This window comes from Rhizobium sp. 10N414, from assembly GCF_056394785.1.
Genome location: NZ_JBFTIN010000036.1, coordinates 1 through 25,233, shown reverse-complemented (window position 1 = coordinate 25,233; position 25,233 = coordinate 1). Strand labels below are relative to the sequence as shown.

The following is a 25,233-nucleotide window of genomic DNA, read 5'->3' as shown; positions in this document are numbered from 1 at the left end:
CCGGCATTGGTGACAGAAAGAAGAAGGCAACTGCAGTACCGACAAGGCCACTACCGCAAAAATCAAGCAAGGGAAATCTGTCGATCCGCCATATCGATTGTTGATTGCCGGTGCGCGACGATGACTCGAGCAATCCTCAAGGCCCCGACTGCGTTGTTTATCGTCGCTTCACTCTTGGAATCTAGATGACTGGTTGCTTCATCGAGAAAGAGGATCGAAGGCCGCCGGTACAAAGCCCGCGCCAGAAACAATCGTTGTATTTGGCCGCGCGACAGAGCACTCCCCATATCCCCCACGAGTGTCTCGAAGCCCATGGGCATCTTAAGGATGTCTTCGTCAATGGCTGCGATTCTGGCACACTCCTCAACCCATTTGTCATCGAACTGCGGATCAAACACAGCAATGTTCTCTGCAATTGACCCCGCAAACAACCGGTCCTCCTGCAACACGCAGGCTATCTGACTCCGGTAGTAACTTAGACCCATCTGCCGGATATCTTGCCCGCCGAGGCTGACGGTTCCGCTCGTCGGCGTGATCAACCCTGCCATGATTCTCAGGACGGTTGTCTTTCCGGAACCGGACGCACCGGTTATCGCCAAACTCTCTCCCGGTGAAACAGAGAGGCTCAACCCGTTTAAGACGAAGGGTTCGCTGTCGCCGTAGCGGAAACATATGTCTGTCGCGCACAATGCTCCAAGCCTCACTGGATTCACGAGAGTGGCAAAGTCACGGCGGGTCATTTCTTCTGGTTCAGCCAGGGCAATGTCGGCTACACGCTCCGTGTGGAGGTTCAACATTCGCAGTTTGATCACAAACCCAATTAAGCTTTGAGATCGCACGATGAACATCCCTTTGTATGAAATGAACGCGATTAGCATGCCGGTCGTCATATTGCCGCCGATCACCGCTCTGGCACCCATCCAGAGCGTCACGATGCCTTCCACACCTGCCACAAAGGTCGCAACTGTTCCAAAAAGTAGATCCAACTTCTTGATCCGGAGTCCAGCATTGATGGTGTCAACAAGCAGGTTGAGCCAGGCGTTTTGGCGGCGCTCGCAAATACCCAACGCCTTGATGCTTGCAATGCCGCGTATCGTCTCCATGAAGTGTGTGTCTTCTTTGGCGTTATGGACGATTGCCGCCTCATTCGCCTCCCTGTAGGGGACGTATGCGAGAAGTCGAAGGATCAGATCGAGACCGAGGCTAACGAGCGCGACAGCTGCAAGCTGACCGCCGAAGAGTACCATCATCGCCGCTGAAGCGAAGATGACGATGACGTCAAGCATGGTGACAACGAGTTCGGCGGTTAGTGTCGTTTGAATTGGGGTGAGCGACCCAAACCGCGAAACGATATCCCCTATGTGCCGCTTTTCGAAGAAATCCAACGGCAGTCGCAACAAATGATCGAAAAGGCCAATTTGCCAATGAACACTCAGCGATGTACCTAGCATCAAGCTGGCCCATGACTGGGCAACGCTGACCATCGTTTGGACGAAGAGGAACAATCCGAGCCCAATGGCAATAAGGCTGAGGAGGTCGAGGTCGCCCGCTACGATGGCCTGATCCACAATGATCTGCGTCCCTATTGGTATTATCAGCCCTAAGATTTCCAGAGCGAGGGACAGGGTCACAATTTGAACAAGTGCTCGCTTCAGTCCGACTATACGACGAAACAGACAAATAAGAGGGAGCCGCTGACGCTTGCTTTGCCTTTCAAAATCGCTCCCGGGCCAGGCTTCTAGGGCAACTCCAGTGAAGCTGCTTGAAAATTCGCTTAGCGGCACACGTCTGCGGCCTCGGGCGGGATCGACGATCGTAGCGTGGTTTGTTGCAACACGCTCGAGCACCACGAAATGCCGGAGATCCCAATGCAATACGCAAGGCAGTCGCAGATTGCGCAATTCATGTAGGTCGAGCCGAAGCGCCCGAGTTGTCAATCCTAACGAAGAAGCAATTCGAACCATACTGTCCAGCGTGATGCCCTTCAAGGAAGCGCTGAATCGCCGGCGAAGGCTTGCAAGATCAACCTCGTATCCGTGATGTCTGGCCACCATTGCCAGGCATGCCAGACCACATTCCGCGACCTCCGTTTGCAGGATGACAGGGATCGTCCGTCCGAAACCGAAGGACAAGCGACGCAATACGCTCATTTCGTTCGGTCTTCGAAAACGTCGGCGGCACGGCCGCGCAAGCTGTACAAGGGCTCTAAAACCCATTTCCACAATGGCCGACGGTCAAGAAGAATATCGGTTTCAACCTGCATCCCCGCCTGAAGGGGTCGGGCTTGGCCGTAAGCCGTAACGAATTGGGTCTTCGGTACGACGGTCACACGATATGAACCGGCCATGGACGGATCTCCGGCAAGCGCCAACTCCGCATCGCCCGGCTGAATGGTCACCCGCGATACCTTTGTCACCGATCCCGTATACTGGCCGAACCTCTCATAGGGAAAGGCGGCGTAGCGAAGCAACACTTGGGCCCCCACTTTCACAAAGCCGATCGCACTGCTGGGAACGGAAAAATAGATCTCCTGCTTTGATCCCGACGGCAAGAGGAACAGAAGCGGTGCACCCGCGAGCACAAACTGTCCTCGTTGGGCGAGTATAGCTGTGACTACACCTTCGCGTGGCGCGTACACGAAAACGCGTCGCCTCGCCTCGCCCTGCGCGATTTGAATTTCGATGTCGGACAATCGACATTTCAGATCGCTAATGAGTGACGCGGTGCGCGCTGGCCTGCTTGCCAGTCTAGCGTGGACTTCAATCAGTCGCTGATCCAACTGCGTACGCTGCCGTTGCAACGTGGCCAGGCTGGCTCTGGTTTGCATGAAATCCTGTTGGCGAGTTTCGAATTCCCTTTGAACTGTGATGCCCTGCCCCGCCAAAAGACGATGCTTCTTCATCAGGGTTCGCAGGACATCCACGTAATCGGAGGTGCCATTAATCTGGTTTCCGATCACCTCCACTTCGCGAACCAGAGCTTGTTCTTGATCTTCGAGCTCTCTTTTTTCGATCTCATCGAGATCGTTGCGACGGTGTATCTCTGCAAGAATTTCCTGGCGCTGAATCTCCAGTTGTGACAGCACTATCGCCCCTGTTTCCCCCAAACTGGTCCAGCTATCAAACCCGAGCGTAGAAAGCGTCGCACCCTGACGCACGGCGACACCTTCCGCGACGCCGATGTTTATCACGCTACCGGCCTGCGGAGCGACGACTCGCACAACGCCGGCGCTCGGCGTCACAATGCCCACAACACGGACTCTGCGCGTGTATTCGCCGAAGATTATGAGGAGCGCCACCAGGCAGATGGCTATCGTTGCCATGCTCGCCACCATCAAGATCGGAAGGGGCTGCAATAATTTCGGCCTACCCAACCAGTTGACGCGCTGTGCGGCGATGACTTCGGGGCGAAGAAAAGAGGACGCAGTTATTTGCGATAAAGGATGACCCGAGTTTTCTGGCGGCGAGTTGACCATCGTCGACGTCATTTTAGAATAGCGACGCGCAACCTGTCGCACATGAACTCAACAGAATAGCCCGTTGGCGAAGCACTCCAAAAGGGCAATGACAATGCAATGACCGCTCTCGTCGTACCTCGCACTAGGAGCGTAGTTTGAATTTACGGACGCACGAGTACGCCTTCCAGGTATTTCGACATCTCATCGACGGAAAAGGCACCGGAATAGCGCTTTGCGTTGATAAAGAACGTGGGCGTCCCATGCACGTCAAAAAGTTGCTCAGCTTTCTTTCGCCCGTCAATGATTTGATCCAACAAGGTCTGGTTTGATAGGCATTTGAGAAACGCAACTTCAGACAATCCTGCAAGTCTTGAAATGCGCAAAAGAGCTGCCTTAGCATTTGCGCCCCGAGCCCATTCATTCTGCTGCTCGAAAAGCGCATCAAGCAACGGCTGCCGAGCTTTCGCCGGAACGCATCGCCCCAACATGGCGGCGCCAGCTGATGCCGTATCGAGCGGAAAGTCCCGCATAACGAAATTTGCCTTACCGGTGTCGATAAATCTCTCCCGCAGCGCTGGAAAAACCTGCGTGGCGAACGCTGCACAGTGTGGACATCCCATCGACGCATACTCAACTATGGACACGGGCGCATTCGCGTTGCCGATGATTACATCGTCAAGGGGCTCGTTGCTTACTAGAACCGCCTGTCGCGTGAATTCGCTGGATTGTGGCGCTCGCGAAAGCAACCAAAGCCAAGCGCCACCTGCCAAGAGTATAACGAATGACAAGAGAATTAGGCGCCGAACGCTCATGATTGATTGTTTATACAACTAATACCTCGTTTTCGGCACCTAAGTCTCGTGCTGCAATGCGGTCTGCTACGAGGTCGGCGCCCCCCCTGGCGCGCAACGATCCTTTCCGTTAGAGCCTGTGGAAGGACGCCCATTCAGGCCCTTGCCATCAGATCCAAATACTCCGCCGGTCGGGGACCTGCTGGAACTCTTCGAAGTCGACTTCCCAGGGTTGCCACTTCCACCACCCCTGCCCCCGCTGATGAGACTTAGTTCGTGACTGTTCAGTTCGCGCATTCGATCTACCTCCTAGCGTTAAGCTTTTCAGACAGGCAACACTACTTATAAGGGCCTATCTTGAGGATGCTATCCGTAGATGTACCTAGGAAATATCATCGGCTTTGGCTTTTACTTATCGATTTCAAACGGACAAATGTCATATGCCCATTAGGGTTAGCCACCAGATTCCGGATGCCCCACCCGCTCGACGTCTCCCAGATCGACAATGCCTCCACGGACATTCATTTCCTGGAGGTGGTCGACGGAGCGGTTGTGGTCGTCGGCCGTTCGTATTTGGCCGTCGTCACCCGATATGGCGACACTGGCCATCGACTTCTGCCTCACCTGGAAAAGCCATCGGTCTTGTCGGTCGCGCTTTGTCTTACCCAGGCCATCCGCGAAAAATGGCTTGCGGCGCGAAATCTCAGTCACCCCTGGCCAATGTTCGGCCGGCCGCGTCTGTTCGCGGATCTGGAGCGCTGCGTGCCGTTGGCCATTGTCAATCACAACCTTCAGGAAAACCCCAAGATGCTGAAGTGCCGTTCATCGAATGGCAATACAACACTGCGGCTCCGACTACTTGCGGCGACGAACCCAGCGGGTGCTGTTGTCGTTTCTGCCGGGTACGGCAATTGTCGCCATAAGGGATCAGCATGTTTGCCTTGCACTATTATTCACCGTGGCTCGGCACCGTCGTTTCACAGCCCTACCGGCTTCGCAAAGCTGGAGGTCAGATACAATCCCCGCGACACTAGTCGTAGGTGGATTTAACAGATCGCCCAAAATGCCAAGCCACAGGCGTCCCGGGATGCGGCGATTTCTCGCCGCACCCAACGCATCTGGCTTTAAGCTTTGATGAAGGCCAGCAGATCGGCGTTCAGGACATCGGCGTTAACCGTCAGCATCCCGTGCGAAAAGCCTGGATAGGTTTTGAGCGAACCGTTTTTCAAAAGCTTGGTCGACTTGAGTGCCGAATCCGCGATCGGCACAATCTGATCGTCCTCACCGTGTAGGACAAGCGTCGGCACGGTGATTTCCTTCAGGTCTTCCGTTTGATCGGTTTCGGAGAACGCTTTGATGCCATCATAGTGGGCCTTGGCGCCGCCCATCATGCCCTGACGCCACCAATTCTGTATCACGCCTTCCTGGATCTTCGCACCGTCGCGGTTGAAGCCATAGAATGGGCCGGCCGGAACATCGCGGAAGAACTGCGCGCGGTTGGCGGCAAGTGCCGAACGGAAGCCGTCAAAAACTTCGATCGGCAGGCCCTCGGGGTTCGAGGCCGTCTTGACCATGAGCGGTGGAACGGCGGAGACGAGAACCGCCTTGGCGACCCTGCCGGCCTTTTGACCATGCTTGGCGACATAGCGAGCGACTTCACCGCCGCCTGTCGAGTGACCGATATGCACGACATTCCTTAGGTTCAGGTGCTCGACGACGGCAAACGCATCGGAGGCGTAATGGTCCATGTCGTGACCTTCGGAGACCTGGGCCGAACGGCCGTGACCGCGGCGGTCATGGGCGACGACGCGATATCCATTGGCGAGGAAGTACAACATCTGTGCGTCCCAATCGTCGGACGACAGCGGCCAGCCGTGGTGGAACATGATCGGCTGTGCGTCCTTCGGACCCCAGTCCTTGTAGAAGATCTCAACGCCGTCCTTAGTGGTTACAGTGCTCATGTTTTTGCTTCCTTCAGTGGAGTGCTTCGTGGATGCAGCGTTGGCTGCAACGCTGAAAGAGGTTGGAATTGCAAGGGACGCAGCGGCGGCAGCTCCAGTGACGAGGGCAGCGCGGCGTGTAACAGGGAAGAGGTTATCGGTCATTTCGGCTCCGGTTTCCGTCGGGTGTGGTGCGCGACGGGTGTCTGATGGACGGATATTGTCGAAGAACATGGCCATCAACAATTGCATCAATAATTCAGATTTAATTGCGCATATTGAAATTATCGGCGGGCAACTACTCCCGCCACCAATGACGAGAATCAGGCAGCCCCCGGACGGTTGATCGTCAGGAAATGTCGGACGACTGGTCTTTCCGAGCCTGAATGATACGTCAGAACCTTGCTCTGCAGGTCCGCATCCGCTTGCGACACACGCTTGTGCTGGCGCAGATGCTCGGCCCAGGACTCCACCATGAACCATTCGACAATCTTTTGAGGATCGGCCGAATCCTCGGTGATGCCCCAGCCGTAGGCGCCATCGCGGCGACGTTCCTCGGAGAGTTCGTCGATTGCACGAAGGAAGGCAGTGCGGTGATGTTTTTCCACCTGGTACTCGATGAGGATCAGGACTGGGCCACGGTCATGGGCGACCGGTTCTGCGACCAGCGGTTCTGGCCAATGGTTTGAGGCCACGAGATCAGCATCGCCGGCCGGCAGTTTGATGCGATGCATGATGATACCAGCGACCAACAGGCCCGCAGCGCCGATCAGCAGTGTACCGGGTACGCCGGCAACCTCACCGACTGTGCCCCAGCCGATGCTGCCAGCCGTCATCGCGCCGTTGAAGACGGTCAGATAGACGGCAAGGCCACGGCCTCGCACCCAGTTGGGCAGGATTGCCTGGGCCGCGCCGTTGAGAGTCGTCAGCGCGGTGATCCATGCGCCCCCGAGGAAAAGCAGGACGATGATGGCGACCCATTGCGGCGGGGCGAGCGAGAGCGCTGCCATAACGAGAGCCGTAATGACTGCGGCGCCGAGAAGCAGTCGATCGGCGTCGAAGCGTTCACGCAACTTCGGCATGACGAGCGCACCGCCGATGGCACCGGCACCGACCGCACCAAGCAGAATTCCGTAGAAGCCGGCATCTCCGCCAAGCAATTGCCTGGCGACGAGCGGCAGTAGTGCCCAGACGGCGCTGGCGAAGGCGAAGAAGATTGCCGCGCGCAGAAGCACGACATGCAGCGGACGGCTGGCGCGGGTATAACGAAGACCGGCACGGAAGGCGCCAAGGAAGCCCTCGGCGAGCGCGTCATCGGCATTCTTTGCTCGTGGCCACCAGACGAGGGCAGCGATGACAACGAAATAGCTTGCGACATCGGCGCCATAAGTAATGCCGGCCCCAAAAGCTGCCAGAAGCAGGCCACCAGCAGCAGGTCCTATCGAGCGGGCAATGTTAATGCCGAGCGAATTGAGGGCGACGGCGCTCTTTACATCCTCCCGCTTTACCAGTTCCGGCACGATCGCCTGCCAGGTGGGGCCCATCAGCGCAGCACCAATGCCGCCGAGGAAGGTAAGTCCGATCAGGGCGCTGACAGAAAGCATTCCGGTGTGTGCCAGAACCATCAGCGTGATGCTGACTGAGGCGAGCAGGAATTGCACGGCGATCAGGAACTTGCGGCGATCGAGGATGTCGGTCAGCACGCCGGCCGGAATGGCGAGAAGGAAGATCGGCAATGTGCCGGCCGCCTGAACCAGCGCCACGGCAGCTGGCGAGGCCGAGAGGTCCGTCATCAGCCAGGAGCTTGCGACATCGCGCATGAAACTGCCTGTGTTGCCAAGCACCGTGGCTGTCCAAAGAACTGCGAAGACAGGTTGAGCGAGTGGGGCGAAACTGCCCCCTGAGGACCGTGCGGGGCTCATTTGGCTGCTCCTTTGGTGAGATCAACGGCGGCGACGAGAACGAAGGCGCCAGTCAGGCCCAGATGTTCGAAGAAGGCATTCGTTGCCATCATCCGCTCCATGCCAGGGGCGAGTTCCCAGAAACGCAGCGCCACGAGGGTTGCGAGAAGTGTAAACCCCGACAATGCCAACGCCCCTGCCCAACGCAGCAGGCCCGAGACCACCATTGCGGAAGCGGTGAGCTCAAAGGTGATCACAGCCACGGCAAAGAAAGGCGCCGGATGCAGGCCGAAATGGTCCATCTCGGCGATCGCACCATTGAAATCTGCGATCTTGAAAAGCGGTCCCTGGATATAGGCCGCGCAAAGCGCCAGAAGCGCAACCGTGCGCGTGGTGGGAGCGGTGACGACTGCTGCGAGCGCGCTCCGCTCTTTTTTGAATGATGCTTTGTCAGTCATGTCTGCTCCTTTGAATGTGGCCGGTCGTAAGAAACGGCGCTCTGTATGGCTGTTGGAGCGATATTGGCTGGAATTATTGCCGCCAACAATTGCATCAATAATTTCGTATTAATTGCGAAATTTGCAATTAAGTGGAAGGTGGGAACGGGGCAGCGGTGATACGCTGCCCGCGCTAGACGCCTGTGGTCGTGACGGGTCTTAGACGGCCCAGCAGGAGCAACCAAGCGCGCCAAAGAAGCCCTTCAGGTCGGCGATCGGCAGTTTCGAAGTCCAGGCGCCGGCATGGTCATGGCCGTGGACACCGCAGTCGTTGGCGCAGCCGCACGAAGCGATCGCGGTGCGGCGCAGCGAGTGGCGACCAGCGCCTTCCGGTTCGCCCCAGGCGGCATAACCGCCAAACTTTCTGACCGGCGACCAGTCGGGCATGGCTGGAGGCACGTCGCTTTCGTCGAGCGCCTTGAAGTCGCCGGCGCCATAGACGACCTTGCCGCCGACCATGGTGAGATCCGATGTCAGGAAGGAGATCTCGTCCTCGGCGCAGGAGAAGAAGTCCTTGTCTGGCACGACGAGATCGGCGAACTGGCCCTTCTCGATGCGACCCTTCTTGCCTTCCTCGTTGGAGAACCAGGTCACCTTTTCCGTCCACATCCTGAGGGCCGTTTCGCGGTCTAGGCAGTTGGCACGTGGATAAAGCTGCATGCCGCCGACTGTCTTGCCGGTGACCATCCAGGCAAGCGAAACCCAGGGGTTATAGGAGGCGACGCGCGTTGCATCGGTGCCGGCCGAGACGTTGACGCCTTTGTCGAGCATGCGGCGGATCGGCGGGGTGGCTTCAGCGACGCCGTGGCCATAGCGCTCCACGAAATATTCACCCTGAAAGGCCATGCGATGCTGGGTGGCAATGCCGCCGCCAAATGCCGCGATGCGGTCGATGGAGCGCTCCGAGATCGTTTCGGCATGGTCGAAGAACCAGTTCAGGCCTTCGAGCGGAATATCCTTGTCGACCTTCTCGAAGACGTCGAGCGCGCGCGAGATGGTTTCGTCATAAGTGGCGTGCAGACGCCAGGGCCAGCGGTTCTGAGCCAGCACCCGAACGACCTCTTCGAGCTCGCCTTCCATTTCCGGTGCCATCTCAGGTCGCGGCTGGCGAAAATCCTCGAAATCGGCTGCCGAAAAGACCAGCATCTCGCCGGCGCCGTTGTGGCGGAAATAATCATTGCCCTGCTTGTATTTGACCGAGGACGTCCAGTTGAGGAAGTCCTCCTTTTCCTGCTTGGGCTTCTGGGTGAAGAGGTTGTAGGCGAGGCGGACAGTGAGCTGGTTTTCGTCCGACAGTTTCTGGATGACTTCGTAGTCATCGGGATAGTTCTGGAAACCGCCGCCAGCATCGATGACGCCGGTAATGCCGAGCCGGTTCAGTTCACGCATGAAGTGGCGGGTAGAATTGACCTGGTAATCGAAGGGCAGTTTCGGGCCCTTGGCCAGCGTCGCATAGAGAATGCCGGCGTTCGGCTTGGCGAGAAGCATGCCGGTCGGGTTACCATTGGCGTCGCGGGTAATTTCGCCGCCTGGCGGGTTCGGTGTGTCCTTTGTGTAGCCGACGGCACGAAGGGCTGCACCATTCAGCAGTGCCCGGTCATAGAGATGCAGCAGGAAGACAGGCGTGTCGGGCGCAACCGCATTGATCTCCTCGATCGTGGGCAGGCGCTTTTCGACGAACTGGTGTTCGGTAAAGCCGCCGACAACGCGCACCCATTGCGGGGCGGGTGTCACGGCCACCTGGCGCTTCAGCATGTCCATGGCATCGGCAAGCGAGCGAACGCCATCCCAGCGCAGTTCCATGTTGAAGTTCAGGCCGCCACGCACGACGTGGGTGTGGTTATCGATCAGGCCCGGCAGGACACGCTTGCCCTTGAGGTCGACGATCCTGGTGTCGGGGCCGGCGAAAGCCATGATTTCGGCATCGGTGCCAACCTCCAGAAAGGTACCGTCCTTGATCGCGACGGCAGTGGCATTCGGTTTCGAACGGTCGAGCGTGGTGATCAAACCGTGGTGGAGGATGAGGTCGGCGAACATGAGATATGCTCCTGGCTTCACTATTAAGATCGATTTCAACGCTTTGCGCCGGGGCAACTGGGCATCGGCGGCCCCATCGCAAGCGAATCTCCTCTTGCGGCCTCAGCTATCAGACTTCGTCTGAGCTTGGCGAGACACGACGATGTCATTGCGGACGTCGCCTTTCGGCATATGGCCGAACATGTGCGGCTTGATCTGGTTGATCCACGACACTGCCGCGGGCTCCTTGGCGATCAGCGTTCTTGCGAAGGGAATGAGCTGTTCGCCAACCAGAATGCCAAGCAGGCCGACCAGCGCAACCACCGGCGGAGCCGGAGAGCGGACATTGAGCAGGCTGTAGACAATGCCGACCAGAAGACCGGCGCCCAGGGAAAAGAGATAGAGTTTCATTGGAGCGTCCTCGACGATGGAGGCGCCGCTTCGGCAAGACATCCTTTCATGCTGCCGAAGCGGGCCGAATGGGTTGGATGGCGGACTTACTTGGCCGGGTTCGGGCCGATGCGCTTCCGTGGGTGACGCGTTCGTCTACGTCGTGGACCATCGTGTAGGCATAGTCGATGCCCATGCCGTAGGCGCCGGAATGCTCCTTGGCCAGCGAGGTGACCGCGTCATAGGTCTCGCGGTGAGCCCAGTCGCGCTGCCATTCGAGCAAAACCTGCTGCCAGGTCACCGGAACCACCCCGGCCTGGACCATTCGGTCCATCGCGTATTTGTGGGCCTCGGAAGACGTGCCGCCGGAAGCGTCGGCGACCATGTAGATCTCGTAGTCGGGCATGTCGTGCATCGCAGACAGCGCGAAGGTGGTGTTGCAGACTTCTGTCCAAAGGCCGGAAACGACGATCTTCTTGCGTCCTTCGGCGGCGTTCTTGGCCAACGCATCGCGAACGTTCTGGTCATCCCAGGAGTTCATGGAGGTACGTTCGAGGATGTCGTTTTCCGGGAAGACGGCGAGGAGTTCAGGGAAGGTGTGGCCGGAAAAGGACAGCGTCTCGACGGTGGTGATGGTCGTCGGGATGTTGAAGATCTTGGCAGCCTTGGCGAGGCCGACAACATTGTTCTTCAGTACCTGGCGATCCATCGACTGGACGCCGAACGCCATCTGCGGCTGCTGGTCGATGAAGATGAGCTGGCTGTTCTTCGGGGTCAGGACTTCGAGCTTCTTGGACATTTCAGGTTTCTCTTCCGTCTGCTTGAACCGCTGATGCGGCGGGTTGACATGTGAAGCACTTTTCTGGTCGGCGCGGAGTGGCTTTCAGAATGCTCTTGGGTGGCCGGAGCCGGTTAATCGGTGTTAGCGGCCCATCTCTTTTCGTTCGTCTTGGCTGCTGAAATGGAACCTAGATCGGTTTGGTGTGCGGCGGAATTGCAATATTAATTCCGATTGAATTGCTCCAAATGCAATAATCTACGCGATGAAAGCCCTTTCCAGATTGCGGGCGCTCACCGAAAAAACCTAGTTTGAATGGGTGACAAATCGCTCAATTGTCGAGGCGGGTCTTGTCTAAAAGTCAGGTCGATTGGACGAAATGCACTTGCGGTCAATCAAAACCTGGAAATCGCCGCTGCCCCAGGCGTGGTCCTCAGCAACTGCGCCGCCAGCTTCCAGGCGTCGTGCCGACAAGATTGGTGAAAACACGAGTGAAATGGCTCTGGTCGGCAAAGCCGCATGAGGTTGCGACTTCCGAAAGCGGTATATCGGGCGTGCGCAAGAGTTCTCGAGCACGCGAAACCCGTTCGTTGAGAAGCCACCGGTAAGGCGTCATGCCCGTCGTCTCGCGGAAGGCTTGAATGAAGTAGCCGCGCGAAAGGTTGCATGCCCTGGCGACGTCGAGGACAGATATCTCCCCATCGAGGTTGTCGAGGAGAAGGCTCTTGGCCCGCTTCTCCTGAACACGCGACAGCATTCTGGAGCGGAGCGCCAAGGGGGTCGATCTATTGCCATAGCGCTGCACGAGATAGCTGCCGATTGCGGTGGCCATCTGGTCGACAAATAATTGCGGTGCTTTTTCGGGGCTTTCCAGCGCGGGTATCAGCACGCGGGCAAGGTTGGAAAGCACGACATCCTTCGACGCCGTTTCCGCAGTGAGCGAATTCACTCCGGCTAGCTCGGCCTCCTCTGCTATCCGTTCGAGCGAAGTCGGTGAGATTTGAAGGAGCAGAAAGTCGAAAGCGCCGCCAAGGTCAGCCTTGTAATGGTCGGACATGTCTCGGATGTAGATCGCGTCCCGATCGAAGGCATGATTGGTCGCGTGGTGCTCATGGAAGACACGCCGGGTATGCCTTCCGGTGGTGGATAAGCCCACGACAAAACCGCGATTGCTGGCCTCGGCCTCGATCTGCTGCAGATGGCCGTCGCGACTACCCTTGCGGAAAAAGACAATATCGGCCCCCACAATCGACTGGTCCTTGTAGAGCTTGTCGAACGGGCAGCCAAAACTGTCCGTTGGCTTTGACTGGGCTGGTTTGATGTGATCGATAGAGATGGGTCCCAAGTCAGCAACCTTCCGTTCGAAGCATTCGGCACGGCATCTCGATGCCGCGGCTCACGACGGGATCGCCTGGTGAGCCGAAAGTTCGTTTACGGGCGGCGCCTTGCCTCTTCAAGACAGGTTTGCGGCAATCCGCAGAACACAAAATCGTGTAACGCCGCAGGGGGTTAGTCCTGCGGCGCTTTGAATTGTCGGTGTCTGCCAAGGGCTCCCTCAGGCAGCCAGCGGCTGGAGATTGGCTTCGATCCTATCGCGGAACGGCTCGTAGCGGGTCGGCAATTTCAGCACTTCGCCGAGATGCGCGGTGTCCTCATCACGATTAAAGCCAGGTTCATTGGTGGCAATCTCGAACAAGACCCCACCCGGCGTACGAAAATAGATGGCCCAGAAGTAATCGCGGTCGATGACAGGGGTTACCTGATAGCCCGTATCCATTAGCGCCTTGCGCACTTCGATCTGCTTTTGGCGATTTTCGACGGCAAACGCTATATGATGGACCGATCCGGCGCCCTGGCGAGCAAAGGGCGTTTCTGGCAAGGCGGCGAGATCGATTGTGTCGGCACCATTACCGTCGGGCATGATAAAGCGGGTAACATCCCCTTCCTTGTCGGCGCGCTCGTAGCCCATGAAGCTCAGCAGTTCTTCTGTCGCAGCCGTGTCACGCACGTTGAGGCGAGCCCCGGAAAAACCTCGGATCGCAGCCTCGTGCGAGACATCACCGCCAGTCCAGGCCGGTCTGGCGTCATCGGCAGTCTCGATGAGTGCAAAACCGTCGCCGTCCGGGCCGTTGAAGCGCAGACGCCTGGCGCCGAAGACCGTGTCTTCCTGCAGGCCGCCAACATTCTGTGCGGCAAGGCGCTCACGCCAGAAGGCAAGCGAGCCCTTCGGTACGGAGAACTGGGTTTCGCCAACTTCGCCGACACCGGCCCTGCCGCGCATCATGTGCTCGAAAGGGAAGTAAGTCATGACTGTTCCGGCCGAACCGTTCTCATCGCCATAATAGAGGTGGTAAACACTCGGGTCGTCGAAATTCACGGTCTGCTTGACGCGGCGAAGGCCGAGCGTGTCGGTGAAGAATTGGTTGTTCTGGCGGGCATCCGACGCCATCGATGTGACGTGATGCAGTCCAGTGATATCCTTGATCATGTTCCTGGCCTTTCTCTCGGGCGTTGTCTGTTTGATGCCCAAGATGTATGTCAGTTGATCAATCCCCGGAATTGCAATATTCATTTCGATTGAATTGCTACTTTTGAAATAATCGAGATGAACGACTATAAAGCCCTGAAAACATTCCTCTTGGCGGCCGAGAAGCGAAACTTCGCCCAGGTCGCACGCGAACTCGACATGACCCCCGCGGCGGTGACGCGAACGATTGCCGCACTGGAGGCCGATCTCGGCCTCCAACTTTTCGTGCGTACCACGCGGCAGGTGTCGCTGACGACTGACGGTGCTGTGTTTGCCGCCCAGATACAGCCGGCGATGGCGATGCTGGAAGATGCGCGCAAGGAGGTGATGAATGCTCACAAGGCCGATGAAGGGCGGTTGCGGATCAGCGCGCCGACCTGGTTCGGCAAAGCTGTGCTGCCGCCGATACTGTCGGGCTTCAGGGAGCGTTATCCAAGGATAAGCTTCGAGATTTCGCTGTCGGACGGGCTCGTGAATATCGTCGATGACGACTATGACCTGGCAATCCGCATATCCTCCCAACCGTCCGACAAGTTCACCATCTGGCGCAAGATTCGCGTCGTTCCTCGTATTCTGGTGGCAGCGCCGGGAAGCCGGTACGTGACCATGCAGCACCCGGGCGAGCTGACGCCAGACGATTGCCTTGCCTATAGCGGCGAGAGCCGAAGAGAGACCTGGGTGCTTTCGGACGGCGGATCGAGTATGACGATCTCGGCGGGGCGCTCCTTCAGTTCCAACAATGGTGAAGTGCTGGCCGACATGGCTGCCGATGGAACCGGTGTCGCGATGCTGCCCGGATTTAATATTGCCGAGCATCTGCGAAGCGGCCGCCTTGTGCACGTGTTCCAGGGCTGGGCGCCGCCCGACCTGTGGCTAACCCTCTATTACCCGCCCTATCAGGCGCTGCCACCGCGCATTGCTACCTTTTCCAAATTCTTCGAGGAGCAAGTGGCCTCGCAAATGACGCTGCTCGGCTAGTATCGAATTTGGAGTTTCAAGGTATGATTGACGACGGGGGAGGCTCTTAGGAGCGCTGACCTGGAGTCATTGAACGTGGCTCGGCATCATTGACTGCTCTTGAGGAGAGGCGCTCTGATGGATCCGGCGCAACCTCTCGGTTGTGCTTCTCCAATAGACGCAAAAAGCTCTTGCGCTTTTTCTTTCCCTGAAGAAGGTCGATGTCGCTGACCAGCTTCGCACCGCCATCGCGCCGTTCCAAGGTTATCTTGCGGCTATGGAAGGCCTCCAGTTCGGCGCGGTGCGCAACGCTGACGATGGTGGCGTTCGGCAACTCGTCGATCAGCATCTCCATCATCTTGTCCTGGCTCTTCGCGTCGAGTGCCGAGGTCGCTTCATCCAGAACGATGATGTCGGGATCGTGCAGCAGAAGTCGCGCGAACGCGAGCCGTTGCTTTTCCCCGCCCGAAAGCGTCTGGTCCCATGGTGCCTCCTCCCCGATCTTGTCGTTCAGATAGTCGAGTCCTGATTTCTCCAGCGCACCCTTGATTTCGTCGAGCGTCCAGTCCTCGGCGCCACGCGGATAGGCGACCGCCCTGCGTAGCGTCCCGGATGGGATGTATKGCCGTTGCGGCAGCATGAAAAGCTGTCGGTCGGCATGGAAATTGACACTGCCGTGCCCCCACGGCCAGAGCCCGGCTATCGCCCTCACCAGCGTGCTCTTTCCCGATCCCGACTCTCCAGCAACGAGCACCCGTTCACCTGGCTCGATGGTCACCTGTGTCTCCTTGACGACGGCAGTGCCGTCGTCGAGCGATACGGCCAGATCATTCAGGCTGAGCACCACCTCACCTTCGGTTTCTCCGCGCTTGATGCGCCCCAAGGCTTCGCTCTGTTCGGCACGTTCAAGTCCGTCAAGAGACATCATCAGCGATGCGATGCGCCGTGCACAGGCGTTCCAATCCGCAAGGCGCGGGTAGTTGTCGACCAGCCATCCAAACGCGCTCTGCACGATGGCGAAGGCGGACGCCGCCTGCATGACTTCGCCAAGCGTCATGCTGCCATCCAGAAATTTCGGAGCGCAAAGCAGAACCGGTACGACCGGCGCAAACAGGCTCGATCCCTGCGACACGAGGGTCGTGCGCATATGCTGGCGTGCAAGAAGCGCCCATTGGCCGAGCACTTTGATGAAAGTCCTGTCGAGGTCGTTTCGCTCCTCCTCCTCGCCTCCGAGCAGTGCAATACTCTCCCCATTCTCCCTTACGTGCGTCAGAGTATAGCGAAACTCGGCCTCCGCCTGGTTCTTGGCCTCGGAGACCTGAACAAAGTTGCGGCCGATGAGGGCCATCGAACTGGAGGTTATCCCGGCGTAGATCACCGCAGTAACGACGAGGAAACCGGGAATGGTGATAGTCGAACCTGCAACAGTGAGGGTCAGCGCCCCACCGATCGTCCAGAGCACCATGATGAAGGTCGAGGCCGACAGAAATGCAGCGATGACGCCCGCGACGAAATCGACGGGAGCTTCAGTAGCGATCCGTAGATCCTCCGCAATACGCGCCTCCGGATTGCTGTGGTCGCCGCCGATGAGGTTCAATTGATAGTAGCGGCCATTTGCGAGCCACCGCCCGATCACCGACGTCGTAAGCCACGAGCGCCAACGGCGTTGGATCATCATCCGGACGGCGACCTGCGCCGTGACGAGGCCAACACTGCCAATCACGAGCGGCAGGAAGACTACGCTTAGAAAATAGACGGCGCTTGCGTTGCGCTGTTCTATCGCGTCGAAGATGGAGCGGTTCCAGACGTTTATGCCGTACTGGAAGCCGACGTTACCACCAATGAGGATCAACAGCCCGATCGAGCATGGCCATGCCAGCTTGTCGCCTCGGCGTCCCCAATAACGCATCGCGCTGATCCAGAAGCGCTTGAGCAGATATTTCTTCCGCGCCCTTTCGACCTCCTCGGGCGTCCACTTGGGGTCTGGCTCAACAATCTCCGGCGGCGGCTCAACCTCGGTGTTGGTTGGCTCGTCTGCGCGGATGTCGCCATTGGAGGGATTGGTCCGATCGACCGATTTCGAATTCACATTTCTGTCCACCATCACGCGATAACGGACTGAGAACAGAAAGGTTTCTTTGGCCTTCAATCCATGTGGCTGGATAAAGCCGCTTTCATTTATGATCGCGGCGCTTGGATTTAGCCGCGATCCTGCAGGGTCCGCGTATATTTGAAATCAGGAACAGGAACCGTGCAGGAAAACCAATTGGGCCGCATGGCCACCCTGCTTGAATGCTGGACGCTCGAGACCTAGATTGGCTAAATGCTTGACCATTCGTCTCAACCGTTGTCGCCATCAAACATTCCCATGGATGCGCTAAGCGAAGTCCTGCAAGACTTTCGCTTGAGCGGGGTCAACTATGGCCGCTGCGAACTCAGACATCCGTGGAGCATCGCCTTTCCACAAAAACAACTGCTTCGTTTTCATTTTGTCAGCCAGGGTCCGTGCTGGATCCACACGGAAACCCAAGGATGGCAGGAGTTGAACGATGGCGATCTGGTCCTTCTGCCGCAAGGCATCGAACATCGATTGGCCAGCGCACCAGATGTTGAGGGCGACTCGCTTAAAGGCTGTCAGATAACGAAGGTTGGAAGCAACGTTTGCGAAGTGGTCCGCGAAGGAACGGGTGCGACGAGCACCCTCTTCTGCGGCTCCATGGCTTTGGGTGCGCATGCGCTTAACCCCTTGATCGCTCTGATGCCACCGATCATCAAGGGCTGCGATGTGGCCGGCAATGACGCTGTCGTTGGCCCCCTGCTGCTAGCTATGTCGGCGGAGGCGACGCAGCCCCAAATGGGGAGTGCGACTGTCTTGTCGCGAATGGCGGACCTGCTCGCAGCGAGGCTTATTCGCTGCTGGGTCAATTGCAGCGGAGCATCGACGACGGGCTGGCTCGCCGCCATCCGCGATCCTCACATCGGTCGTGTTTTGGCAGCCATGCATCGAGACCCCGGCCATAACTGGACCCTTGAAAGCCTCGCCGGCGTGGCGGGCCAGTCGCGCTCGATCTTTGCCGAGCGCTTCAGCGCTATTTTGGGAGAGGGCGCAGCACACTATCTCGCCCGTCTGCGCATGCAGCTTGCGCGCGAGTTGTTGGGGCAAAGCGGTTTGTCCGTTGCCGAGGTTGCTTCCCGCTTAGGCTATGAGTCTGAGGCATCTTTCGCTCGCGCCTTCAAGCGTATCACGAGGGTCTCACCGGGCGTTGTGCGCCGCACCAATTCCGGACGAATTGACATGGATTTCGGATTTTAAGGTACATATCATCCCGAACAGTTCGTTTATGACATCTCCAACCTAAGGAGATGCACGGGATGACGGACACAACATCGCAACTTGACGTAGCAGCAATTGGCCTGGATACCGCCGAGCCGTCCACGTGGAGCGCGGCAACCTGGTTTGCCGTACTTTCGATGGCGGCCACCAGCTTTGCGCTGGTATCGGCTGAGTTCCTGCCGGCGGGTCTGTTGACGCCATTGGCGCACGATCTCGGAATCACCGAAGGAACAGCTGGCCAAGTCGTCACCGCCACCGCTTCGGTCGGTGCGGTCACCGCTCTTTTGAGCAATGTGCTCATCGGCAGATTGAACCGCAAGACGGTGCTGGTCAGTCTCAGTGCATTGGCGATCGGCTCCAATATACTTGCAGCGTTAGCGACCGATTTTTGGCTGTTGTTGTTGGGCCGGGCTGGATTGGGCATCGCACTTAGCGGTTTCTGGGCCCTCTCAGTTGCCGTCGTGGCGAGGCTGGTCGGCGCCAATGCGACGGGCCGGGGCATGGCTATCGTCACCCTCGGCGTGTCGCTCGCGACAATAGCTGCACCATCGTTGGGTGCCTTGATCAGCGACTGGCTGGGATGGCGCACCGCCATGGCCATGACAGCGGGGCTTGCCGCGCTTGCAATGCTTCTTCAGGCACTTAGCTTGCCAACACTGCCTGCAAGTACGAGCAACAGTCTCGCTGATGTTTTCAGGCTGACACGGCGGCGTGGAATTCAACTGGGCATGCTTGCTATCCTTTTGCTCATGACGGGCCATTTTGCTGGTTCGGTTTACGTGCGTCCCTTCCTTGAACAGGTGACGCTCCTTGAAACCAGGTCGATCGCCCTGGCGCTGCTTGGGTTTGGCATTGCCTCCGTCATTGGTAATGTCGCTGGTGGCAGAATGGCCGACGCCAGTATCCGCCTGGCGCTCGCTGTCACGGCAGCGTTAATGGCGTTTGCTGCACTTTCTTTGGTACTCTGGGGCGCTCATAGCGGTATTGCGTTCGCCCTCGTCACGCTTTGGGGCTTCGCCTTCGGCATGGCGCCGGTGGTGCTGCCCACCAATCTTTCCCGCGGGGCACCCGACGCTCTGGAGGCGGCAGGCAGCCTGATGGTCGTCTCGTTTCAGATCGCCATCAGTATCGGCGCGGTTTTCGGCGGCTATATCGTCGACCACTATGGCGCTGTTGGACCCTTGACCCTTACCGCGGTCCTCGCTGCGTCGACGGTCGCCTTGGTGTCGACGCAGCCCCGCAGTTGATCCTTACTTCCGCGTTGAGAAGCAAGGCAATCGGACCGAAGTTGCTGTGAGAGAGTGGCGCTCTTGCCTCGCTCTGGATATGAGGCCGCCCGGCGATCGTCGGCGGCCTTTGTGGTTGCAGCGCCGAACGAGCGAATTCATACAAGGAATGCAGAGGGGGCAGCAGGATAGCATCGTCAACTTGGGGCTTGTCGGGTGCTCAGTTTTGACGAATGTGCTGCCGCATGAGATCCTTCAGCCGTTCGGTCTCACCGGCAGCGATCGCATCAACCATCAAGTGGTGCTCCCGGCCCGACTGTTCGACGCGGGCACGCGTGCGCCATTGGGAGACCGGCGCGGACGAGGTTCTCTGGCGGATCTCGGTGATGAGATCGACGAGTTCCAGATTGCCGCCGAGCACCAGCAGCTGGCGGTGAAAGGCAAGATTTGCTTCATAGAGCTCCAGCATCGTGCCGTTCAGCGCCATTTGATCGAAGTGCTCGGCAAGCTTCCTGAGAGTGCTGACATCCTCTGTCGAGCCGTTCTGGATGATTGTTCCAGCCATAGCCGTTTCGAGAATGACGCGTATTTCGCTGACTTCCCGCGCCCGGCGGCCGTCCGGCTCATAGACGTGATAGCCGCGGTTCTGCACGTGCTCGACTAGCCGTTTCTGCGCCAGGCGATCGAGCGCACGGCGCACTTCGGGGCGGGTACAATTGTATCGACGTTCGAGGTCAATCTGCTTCAACCACGTCCCAGCAGGCAGAATGCCAGCCAGGATGTCCTGCAGGATGAAGTCTGTCACGTCGCGCGTGCCGGGCGCTTCCGCCTTTTCTTCCATCACGACATCTGCCATGCGATCTCCGCGGTCGATGCAGGAGTAGATCGCACAGTGATCAGCGATCTCGAACGAAGCAAACACAATGCGTCAATTGATCTGCTTGATCGCCTTGCAAGGGCTCTCAAGGTGGACGTTGCGATCTTTTTCACCTCGCCTGATCCGGCCGATCCTAGGCCGGAGCCATTGAAGCCCGGTCGCAAATCGCACAAGTAATGTTGGAAAAACCTAATCGGTCGCCTTGACGAGAAGCGAACCCACAAAACGGCATGGTTTCTACACTGGTTACAGCAAGTTAGAAACGACTGTAAGTGCGCTGCGCCAAACGTCGACAAACTAAGGTTGGGAGTTCATCGCGCTGTTGAGATCATTCAAGCCGATCATCAGCATCATGGAATCAGATGGCGAAGGCAGAAAGCCCACCGCCTCATAGAAGGCTCGCGTGTCATCGGAAATCGCATGCACCAGCACGCCGCGGATGCCGAGGATCTCTACGGCATTGAGCGAGCGCAAGCCTGCGTCGCGCACCAATGCTCTGCCGATCCCGYGCCCCTGATTGGACGGATCGGTGGCGAGGCGACCAAGCACGGCAACCGGAATTGGATCTGGCATGTTGCGCCGAAACCGGCCGGGCACTTCCGGCTGCTTCACTGCGCCGGAAGCGAGTGCGTAACAGGCGATGACGCGATTTTCTTCACACACGACAAAGGGGCGCGATGCGCCACTTGCCTGATTGGCGCGGGCGCGGTGAGGCAGCCAGTCATCCAGTTCAAAGACGCCGGAATTGAATTCTGCCAGCTCGTGGTGATGGGCCAGTGGTATCGGTGCGCTGAGGGTCACGCCTCATCCCACGGCGCTTTGGTCGACATGGTGCGTTTCAGACGCTCACTGGGCTGCGTGGGCGCATCCAGTCGCGAAAGGTATTCGGCATAGATTTCGGGGCTGACCGTGAAGATAGTACGGTCGAGCAGCACTTCCTCTGCGCGGCGTTCAGAGGCCTCCAGCATGAAATCCGTGCGCGTCTTGCCAAGTAATTCAGCAGCGCGGTCTATCAAGTTGCGGGTCGCAGGCTTGATCCGCATATTCAGCGGCACGCTGGCGTCCGGGCTTTTACTCCTATGCGGGGTGGTGGGCATAGACATCTCCTGTTTCCACCGACCATATAGCGGAACGACGTCATCTTTACACGTTTCGTGTCGCGCTGTTTCGACACCTCAACTTCATTGCCGGTCTTGAACGGATCCGAACCGACGCACCGCCAATAAGGGCCGATCTAGCTGGTCGGCAGGGAGTCTGGCCATTCCTGCATGCCATGAAGGACGCGAAGAATGCGTACGGTTGTTTCACTCACGGTGTACGCCGCTACATACGGCGTCCCGTTGATCACAAGTTCGCGCGTGCCAGGAATTCTGCCAATGCGACCGCTTGCAGGAAAATCGATCAGGCGGCGAGTTACGGCCACAATCCGTTCATCGATCAAGACGGCAGCTGAAGGATTATCTGTCTCGATATATGTGAATATGGCATCGCGATCAGATAACGCGAACGCAGACCAAGTAAGCTTCACGATTTGCGCGCGCTCGCCCTAAGTCGGGCTGCCGCTCGACGTTCCGCAAAATGGGCATCAACCTCATTATCTGAGATGTCCGGTCGGGTATCGTTCAGCGCCTCAAGCACCCTAGTGCGAAACCAAGCGTCATGCGCCTCGCTACTCGAAAGGAGTTCGAGGGGCAGCGCGCCCTCGTTTGCCGTGCGGGTCAGCAGGATACGGACTGCGTCCGATACCGTAAGGCCCATGCTCTCAAGCACGGCGGAGGCACGATCCCGAATTTCGGCATCAATGCGCGTTTGGACAAGTGCATTTGCAGCCATAGCTTTCTCCACGTCTGAAGAGAAGGTAATGCATTTGAATGACAAATCAACAAGAAGTTTCGAACCATCATCAATCGCTTGCGGCAATTTTGTGCTCTTGAAAGGATCCGAACCGTCGCCACCTGATTTGGCTAAGCTACTGGATTATTGGAAAATCTGCCACATAAGCCGCTGTTGTGGAATAATCGCTACGACTATGCGGGCTGCAGGAAGACCGGCCCCGGTATTTTATCGAGCCGGCACATAGTTTGCCGCAACCGTTTTAGCGCTGGATGAGCTTTGAGCCGAATGGCGGCACATCTCGATTAGCCTCGAGGCGGCCTTGCTGCTGTGCCGCTCCTTGTGTCTCAGGAGTCGGAACTCGCGAATCGGCCGGCAGAAGTTGATTTCGATGAGCTTGCCGGCTTCGATGTGCTGTTGGGCAGCAAGGCGGGAAACGGCGGCGGCACATATGCTGTCTTTCAGCGCCGACAAGATCGCCTCGTTGGAGGGAAGCACCATCGCGACATTCAGATCATCGGAATTGACACCGATCTTGGCCAGCGCATGCTCGAATACCGAGCGGGTTCCAGAACCAACCTCGCGCATCACCCAGCGGGCGGTCGTGAGATCGCTGGCGGCAAGCGTCTTGGCGTCAGCCCAGGGGTGGGTTGCCGCCACAACGACCACCAGTTCGTCCTGGTCGATCACCGATGCGGCAAGCGCCGGCTCATCGAGATCGCCCTCGACGAAGCCGACATCGGCCTCGCCATTGATGACGGCGTCGGCCACTGTACGGGTGTTGCCGATGGTGAGGTTGAGGTCGATGCCGGGGTGAGAGGCATGAAACCGCATGAGACGGGAGGGCAGCCAGTAGCTTGCGATCGTCTGGCTGGCGAAGACGCTGAGCGTTCCCCGCTGCATCCCGCCGAGTTCGCTGAGTACGAGTTCGGTTGCGCGCGCTCTCGCCAGCAGCGTTTTCGACTCGGAGAGAAAAATCCGGCCGCTCTCCGTCAGCTCGATGCGCCGGCCGACTCGGTGAAAAAGCTCGACGCCATAACGGTGCTCCAGGTTCTTGATGGCCGTGCTGACGGCGGATGGCGTAAGATTGATCGAGGCGGCGGCCTTGGTGAGATGCTCGCGCTCCGCCACCGCGACAAAAATTGCAAGCTGTTCAAAGGTCATGGGAAATCATTCTACTTTCTCGAATAAAATGTAGAAGAATATTCGATGGAAGTCGACGCAATTAGCTGAAAAATCTGAAGGGCAATCTCTGAATTCCAGGTGCCCCGATGACCCTCCAGAACTATTTCAAACATAGCAGCCAGATCGTTCCTGGCCTGCTCGTCTGTATTGGCGTTGCTACCGCTGCTGATCTGTTCGAGCGGCTCGAACTTGCGGTGTTCGGCGTCGGTCCATTGGAAGCGCTCGTCTTTGCGATCGTTATCGGGATCGTCACGCGAACGGCTTTGCCCAGCAGGAAATCCTGGCAGCCTGGTATCAGCTTCAGCTCCAAGACATTGCTCGAGATCGCCATCGTGCTCCTTGGCGCGTCCCTGAGTTTCGGGACGCTGTGGAGTGCCGGTGCGACACTTGTTGTCTGTGTCGTGGCGATCGTGGTCATCTCGATCTGCGTCAGCTTCCTCGTCGCTCGATTGTGCGGCCTGTCGGACCGACTTGCCATGCTGATCGCCTGCGGCAATTCGATATGCGGCAACTCCGCCGTCGTCGCCGTAGCGCCGGTCATCGACGCGGATTCCGATGAGGTTGCTGCCGCGCTCGCCTTCACCGCGGTCCTGGGCGTTGCCTCCTTGCTCATTTTGCCGCTGATTTATGTCTATGCGGGCATGACGGCGAGACAATATGGTGCGCTGGCCGGCCTGACCGTCTATGCGGTGCCGCAGGTCCTCGCTGCGGCCGCTCCTGCGGGGTTGGTCGCCGTGCAGACCGGAACAGTGATCAAGCTCCTGCGCGTCTTGATGTTGGGGCCGGTCATCTTCGTTCTCGGCCTTCTCCGGACGGACCACAGAGACTGCGCGCAGGCGCAGCGCGGTCTTGTTCCCTGGTTCATCATCGGCTTCATCGTCGTCGTGATCGCCCGTTCGATGGGGCTCATTCCCACCGCCCTCATCCCGATCCTCCTGACGATCTCGGGCGGCCTAACGGTCGTTGCGATGGCCGCCCTCGGCCTCTCGGTCAATATGCGGACGGTGGCCAGCAAAGGGAAACGAGTGCTTTTCGCGGCATCGGCTTCGCTGCTATTACTGACGACCATGAGCTACTATTGCGTTGTCCTCGTCCTCGCGAAGTGAAAGTGCACAAGAGTCGGAGGCAGAACGGCGTTGTCAGGTAAGGGTTTGAAGCGCGCTTTCGCCATGGGGCGTGGCTCAACCACTGGTCCGGTCACGGCCCTCAATGCGCGATCGCCCTGAGGCGATTCAGATGGGCGGCGATGGCTGAATGTTGCAAACGGGCGGCATGAAGAGATTTCGGACTATTTGGGCGAAGCAAACTATCATCGCTGAAGCCGAAGATTCTAACGTTCGACGAAAGCAACATTGTTCGTCGGCCGTGAAGAACACGGAAGCTGCTGATTAGACATAGGAATCGAAGGATCTGCAGATCTTCTAATTGCCGGAAACAGCCACCGAACGGGCTGTTTCCTTGCAAAATCAGTTTGAGGTTTCCCTGGTTGGCGAAGCGTGATTGAACGAAGGCGCTAGCGCGCCA

General features: G+C 58.0%; 24 protein-coding genes and 1 pseudogene. 6 read left to right on the top strand and 19 right to left on the bottom strand.

Annotated features, from left to right (window positions below; all coding sequences use genetic code 11):
* Window positions 1–62 precede the first annotated feature (62 nt).
* From AC1DE4_RS24915 to AC1DE4_RS24905, 3 genes are all read right to left on the bottom strand, one after another.
* Entirely contained in the window at window positions 63–2,150 is a 2,088-nt protein-coding gene (locus AC1DE4_RS24915) for a peptidase domain-containing ABC transporter (protein ID WP_477883570.1), read from the bottom strand.
* Window positions 2,147–3,487 (bottom strand): HlyD family secretion protein, encoded by a 1,341-nt coding sequence (locus AC1DE4_RS24910; RefSeq protein ID WP_192305807.1) that lies wholly within the window; start codon window positions 3,485–3,487, stop codon window positions 2,147–2,149. The genes AC1DE4_RS24915 and AC1DE4_RS24910 overlap by 4 nt, the downstream gene beginning before the upstream one ends.
* A 131-nt stretch (window positions 3,488–3,618) precedes the next feature.
* The gene (locus AC1DE4_RS24905) at window positions 3,619–4,269 is read right to left on the bottom strand and encodes a DsbA family protein (protein ID WP_281412459.1); all 651 of its coding nucleotides are present in this window, start codon (window positions 4,267–4,269) and stop codon (window positions 3,619–3,621) included.
* A gap of 450 nt (window positions 4,270–4,719) precedes the next feature.
* Between AC1DE4_RS24905 and AC1DE4_RS24900 the strand changes: the two genes are divergently transcribed.
* Window positions 4,720–5,298: a hypothetical protein gene (locus tag AC1DE4_RS24900; protein WP_169682040.1), complete on the top strand. Its 579-nt coding sequence runs from the start codon at window positions 4,720–4,722 to the stop codon at window positions 5,296–5,298.
* A gap of 74 nt (window positions 5,299–5,372) precedes the next feature.
* On the opposite strand, the gene AC1DE4_RS24895 is transcribed toward AC1DE4_RS24900, so the two are convergent.
* The 8 genes and pseudogenes from AC1DE4_RS24895 to AC1DE4_RS24860 form a co-directional block, all read right to left on the bottom strand.
* A complete protein-coding gene (locus AC1DE4_RS24895) occupies window positions 5,373–6,209 on the bottom strand; it encodes an alpha/beta fold hydrolase (protein ID WP_192240516.1) in 837 nt (278 codons plus the stop codon).
* A 302-nt stretch (window positions 6,210–6,511) separates the two neighbouring features.
* Entirely contained in the window at window positions 6,512–8,110 is a 1,599-nt protein-coding gene (locus AC1DE4_RS24890) for an MFS transporter (RefSeq protein ID WP_192240517.1), read from the bottom strand.
* Window positions 8,107–8,547 carry a DoxX family protein gene (locus tag AC1DE4_RS24885; RefSeq protein ID WP_169682037.1) on the bottom strand — a complete coding sequence of 147 codons (441 nt, stop codon included), beginning with the start codon at window positions 8,545–8,547 and terminating at the stop codon, window positions 8,107–8,109. Before AC1DE4_RS24885 ends, AC1DE4_RS24890 begins: the two co-directional genes overlap by 4 nt.
* A 198-nt stretch (window positions 8,548–8,745) precedes the next feature.
* A complete protein-coding gene (locus AC1DE4_RS24880; RefSeq protein ID WP_192240518.1) occupies window positions 8,746–10,623 on the bottom strand; it encodes an amidohydrolase in 1,878 nt (625 codons plus the stop codon).
* 102 nt (window positions 10,624–10,725) lie between these two features.
* Complete coding sequence (locus tag AC1DE4_RS24875) at window positions 10,726–11,013, bottom strand: XapX domain-containing protein (protein ID WP_037089501.1); 288 nt, start codon at window positions 11,011–11,013, stop codon at window positions 10,726–10,728.
* Window positions 11,014–11,099: 86 nt separating this feature from the next.
* A pseudogene (locus tag AC1DE4_RS24870) lies at window positions 11,100–11,791 on the bottom strand (hydrolase).
* A 412-nt stretch (window positions 11,792–12,203) separates the two neighbouring features.
* Window positions 12,204–13,115, bottom strand: a complete 912-nt coding sequence (locus AC1DE4_RS24865) for an AraC family transcriptional regulator (protein ID WP_210334318.1) — start codon at window positions 13,113–13,115, stop codon at window positions 12,204–12,206.
* A gap of 210 nt (window positions 13,116–13,325) precedes the next feature.
* The gene (locus AC1DE4_RS24860; protein ID WP_477883565.1) at window positions 13,326–14,258 is read right to left on the bottom strand and encodes a VOC family protein; all 933 of its coding nucleotides are present in this window, start codon (window positions 14,256–14,258) and stop codon (window positions 13,326–13,328) included.
* A 117-nt stretch (window positions 14,259–14,375) separates the two neighbouring features.
* Between AC1DE4_RS24860 and AC1DE4_RS24855 the strand changes: the two genes are divergently transcribed.
* The gene (locus AC1DE4_RS24855; protein WP_192240519.1) at window positions 14,376–15,275 is read left to right on the top strand and encodes a LysR family transcriptional regulator; all 900 of its coding nucleotides are present in this window, start codon (window positions 14,376–14,378) and stop codon (window positions 15,273–15,275) included.
* Between the two features lie 46 nt (window positions 15,276–15,321).
* Here the strand turns inward: AC1DE4_RS24855 and AC1DE4_RS24850 are convergent, their stop codons facing one another.
* The gene (locus tag AC1DE4_RS24850; RefSeq protein ID WP_477883563.1) at window positions 15,322–17,358 is read right to left on the bottom strand and encodes an ABC transporter ATP-binding protein/permease; all 2,037 of its coding nucleotides are present in this window, start codon (window positions 17,356–17,358) and stop codon (window positions 15,322–15,324) included.
* 219 nt (window positions 17,359–17,577) lie between these two features.
* On the opposite strand from AC1DE4_RS24850, the gene AC1DE4_RS24845 reads away from it, so the two are divergent.
* Both AC1DE4_RS24845 and AC1DE4_RS24840 read left to right on the top strand, forming a co-directional pair.
* On the top strand, window positions 17,578–18,567 hold the full coding sequence (locus AC1DE4_RS24845) for a cupin domain-containing protein (protein WP_477883561.1): 990 nt from the start codon (window positions 17,578–17,580) through the stop codon (window positions 18,565–18,567).
* A gap of 59 nt (window positions 18,568–18,626) precedes the next feature.
* A complete protein-coding gene (locus AC1DE4_RS24840; RefSeq protein WP_018856250.1) occupies window positions 18,627–19,835 on the top strand; it encodes an MFS transporter in 1,209 nt (402 codons plus the stop codon).
* 199 nt (window positions 19,836–20,034) lie between these two features.
* On the opposite strand, the gene AC1DE4_RS24835 is transcribed toward AC1DE4_RS24840, so the two are convergent.
* A complete protein-coding gene (locus tag AC1DE4_RS24835; RefSeq protein ID WP_018856249.1) occupies window positions 20,035–20,670 on the bottom strand; it encodes a GntR family transcriptional regulator in 636 nt (211 codons plus the stop codon).
* On the opposite strand from AC1DE4_RS24835, the gene AC1DE4_RS24830 reads away from it, so the two are divergent.
* Window positions 20,662–20,868, top strand: a complete 207-nt coding sequence (locus AC1DE4_RS24830) for a helix-turn-helix domain-containing protein (RefSeq protein ID WP_192240543.1) — start codon at window positions 20,662–20,664, stop codon at window positions 20,866–20,868. The two genes, AC1DE4_RS24835 and AC1DE4_RS24830, sit on opposite strands and share 9 nt — an antisense overlap.
* A 120-nt stretch (window positions 20,869–20,988) precedes the next feature.
* Here the strand turns inward: AC1DE4_RS24830 and AC1DE4_RS24825 are convergent, their stop codons facing one another.
* From AC1DE4_RS24825 to AC1DE4_RS24805, 5 genes are all read right to left on the bottom strand, one after another.
* A complete protein-coding gene (locus AC1DE4_RS24825) occupies window positions 20,989–21,492 on the bottom strand; it encodes a GNAT family N-acetyltransferase (protein WP_477883559.1) in 504 nt (167 codons plus the stop codon).
* Complete coding sequence (locus tag AC1DE4_RS24820; protein WP_192240524.1) at window positions 21,489–21,788, bottom strand: type II toxin-antitoxin system TacA family antitoxin; 300 nt, start codon at window positions 21,786–21,788, stop codon at window positions 21,489–21,491. The genes AC1DE4_RS24825 and AC1DE4_RS24820 overlap by 4 nt, the downstream gene beginning before the upstream one ends.
* 137 nt (window positions 21,789–21,925) lie before the next feature.
* Window positions 21,926–22,219: a type II toxin-antitoxin system RelE/ParE family toxin gene (locus tag AC1DE4_RS24815; protein WP_018859154.1), complete on the bottom strand. Its 294-nt coding sequence runs from the start codon at window positions 22,217–22,219 to the stop codon at window positions 21,926–21,928.
* Entirely contained in the window at window positions 22,216–22,524 is a 309-nt protein-coding gene (locus AC1DE4_RS24810; protein ID WP_018859153.1) for a type II toxin-antitoxin system RelB/DinJ family antitoxin, read from the bottom strand. Before AC1DE4_RS24810 ends, AC1DE4_RS24815 begins: the two co-directional genes overlap by 4 nt.
* Window positions 22,525–22,752: 228 nt before the next feature.
* Window positions 22,753–23,688 carry a LysR family transcriptional regulator gene (locus AC1DE4_RS24805; protein ID WP_018859152.1) on the bottom strand — a complete coding sequence of 312 codons (936 nt, stop codon included), beginning with the start codon at window positions 23,686–23,688 and terminating at the stop codon, window positions 22,753–22,755.
* Between the two features lie 107 nt (window positions 23,689–23,795).
* Between AC1DE4_RS24805 and AC1DE4_RS24800 the strand changes: the two genes are divergently transcribed.
* A complete protein-coding gene (locus AC1DE4_RS24800; RefSeq protein WP_477883556.1) occupies window positions 23,796–24,815 on the top strand; it encodes a YeiH family protein in 1,020 nt (339 codons plus the stop codon).
* Between the two features lie 100 nt (window positions 24,816–24,915).
* Here AC1DE4_RS24800 and AC1DE4_RS24795 read toward each other — a convergent pair.
* On the bottom strand, window positions 24,916–25,233 hold a 318-nt coding region (locus AC1DE4_RS24795), incomplete at its 5' end, for a hypothetical protein (protein ID WP_477883554.1).

What these genes read in the sequence shown, in the direction of transcription:
- AC1DE4_RS24915 (WP_477883570.1), bottom strand. Translation starts at nt 2,150, where the DNA reads ATGAGCGTATTGCGTCGCTTGTCCTTCGGTTTCGGACGGACGATCCCT.
- AC1DE4_RS24910 (WP_192305807.1), bottom strand. Translation starts at nt 3,487, where the DNA reads ATGACGTCGACGATGGTCAACTCGCCGCCAGAAAACTCGGGTCATCCT.
- AC1DE4_RS24905 (WP_281412459.1), bottom strand. Translation starts at nt 4,269, where the DNA reads ATGAGCGTTCGGCGCCTAATTCTCTTGTCATTCGTTATACTCTTGGCA.
- AC1DE4_RS24900 (WP_169682040.1), top strand. Translation starts at nt 4,720, where the DNA reads ATGCCCCACCCGCTCGACGTCTCCCAGATCGACAATGCCTCCACGGAC.
- AC1DE4_RS24895 (WP_192240516.1), bottom strand. Translation starts at nt 6,209, where the DNA reads ATGAGCACTGTAACCACTAAGGACGGCGTTGAGATCTTCTACAAGGAC.
- AC1DE4_RS24890 (WP_192240517.1), bottom strand. Translation starts at nt 8,110, where the DNA reads ATGAGCCCCGCACGGTCCTCAGGGGGCAGTTTCGCCCCACTCGCTCAA.
- AC1DE4_RS24885 (WP_169682037.1), bottom strand. Translation starts at nt 8,547, where the DNA reads ATGACTGACAAAGCATCATTCAAAAAAGAGCGGAGCGCGCTCGCAGCA.
- AC1DE4_RS24880 (WP_192240518.1), bottom strand. Translation starts at nt 10,623, where the DNA reads ATGTTCGCCGACCTCATCCTCCACCACGGTTTGATCACCACGCTCGAC.
- AC1DE4_RS24875 (WP_037089501.1), bottom strand. Translation starts at nt 11,013, where the DNA reads ATGAAACTCTATCTCTTTTCCCTGGGCGCCGGTCTTCTGGTCGGCATT.
- AC1DE4_RS24860 (WP_477883565.1), bottom strand. Translation starts at nt 14,258, where the DNA reads ATGATCAAGGATATCACTGGACTGCATCACGTCACATCGATGGCGTCG.
- AC1DE4_RS24855 (WP_192240519.1), top strand. Translation starts at nt 14,376, where the DNA reads ATGAACGACTATAAAGCCCTGAAAACATTCCTCTTGGCGGCCGAGAAG.
- AC1DE4_RS24845 (WP_477883561.1), top strand. Translation starts at nt 17,578, where the DNA reads ATGCTTGACCATTCGTCTCAACCGTTGTCGCCATCAAACATTCCCATG.
- AC1DE4_RS24840 (WP_018856250.1), top strand. Translation starts at nt 18,627, where the DNA reads ATGACGGACACAACATCGCAACTTGACGTAGCAGCAATTGGCCTGGAT.
- AC1DE4_RS24835 (WP_018856249.1), bottom strand. Translation starts at nt 20,670, where the DNA reads ATGGCAGATGTCGTGATGGAAGAAAAGGCGGAAGCGCCCGGCACGCGC.
- AC1DE4_RS24820 (WP_192240524.1), bottom strand. Translation starts at nt 21,788, where the DNA reads ATGCCCACCACCCCGCATAGGAGTAAAAGCCCGGACGCCAGCGTGCCG.
- AC1DE4_RS24810 (WP_018859153.1), bottom strand. Translation starts at nt 22,524, where the DNA reads ATGGCTGCAAATGCACTTGTCCAAACGCGCATTGATGCCGAAATTCGG.
- AC1DE4_RS24805 (WP_018859152.1), bottom strand. Translation starts at nt 23,688, where the DNA reads ATGACCTTTGAACAGCTTGCAATTTTTGTCGCGGTGGCGGAGCGCGAG.
- AC1DE4_RS24800 (WP_477883556.1), top strand. Translation starts at nt 23,796, where the DNA reads ATGACCCTCCAGAACTATTTCAAACATAGCAGCCAGATCGTTCCTGGC.